This is a genomic window from Marinobacter sp. bablab_jr003 (assembly GCF_016464245.1).
GTDB lineage: Bacteria > Pseudomonadota > Gammaproteobacteria > Pseudomonadales > Oleiphilaceae > Marinobacter > Marinobacter vinifirmus.
The window spans coordinates 1-838 of record NZ_JADARC010000114.1; the positions used below are offsets into that span (position 1 = coordinate 1).

The window sequence follows — 838 nt, forward strand, 5'->3', positions numbered from 1 at the left end:
CCCGCGCCGGACGTTTTGATGGGGAAATCAGGCAGCCTGCCAAGGTGGCAGCTTTGCCGTGGAATCAGTGGCAGCTTTCGCGTGGAATGGGTGGCAGGCTTCGTCTGGAATCAGTGGCAACCTTGGTCTGGAATACGCAAGGTGGACGCTCTCGAAGAAATAAGGCGAACATTCACCCAGCTCCCCAAATGCCAGCCCTACGTGATCGTCGCCAACCCCGACTACGGAGAAGGCGAGTACCAGGCAACGATTACCATGCAGGCCAAAGACCTGCTGGCCTGGGTCAACGCCAAACTCGAGAGCGGCAGTCCCCTATATACTGACAAGGTGCTCCTTCCGCTGCTCCGGAACTGGCTGAAAGATGCCGAAGAAACCGGCAGCGAGCAGAGCCGGTTCCCAGCAATCGCTTACGAGGTAATAGAACGTGAGATAAAGGATTGGATAGAGAAAGGACTTACCACAGTTTACTGCCCTTCCTGTGCCTCGGAGATTCAAAACTTCGACAAAGCCGAAAAAGACCGCTGGAACGCCGGCAACAGCCTGTACTTCTGGACAGACAACTGGGTATGTCCGGCTGGCCACCTGCTATACCGCCGCAACGAGTGGATGCACATCAACCGCTTGAGACACCGGGTAGACACCCGGAACTGGTAGGTGAACCGCTGCTGTCCCATGGAACACTCATGGGACACCTCGTTGAGTTATGGTGATTTCTGGTGTATGGAAGCAGGCTGAAGGGGTGGCGTATCCTGTTGGTTGATCACCGCCAAGATCACAACCAACAGAGGAATGATACGCCATGTCCGAGTCTAACCTGCATGCTCTTTCACAACCAGAG

The 838-nt window shown here is 55.3% G+C and carries 1 protein-coding gene; it reads left to right on the plus strand.

Annotated elements, in window-relative coordinates; all coding sequences use genetic code 11:
- Positions 1-654 (plus strand): hypothetical protein (locus H3Z84_RS11925; protein WP_206768982.1); only part of this gene is annotated, 654 nt, incomplete at its 5' end.
- Positions 655-838 lie beyond the last annotated feature (184 nt).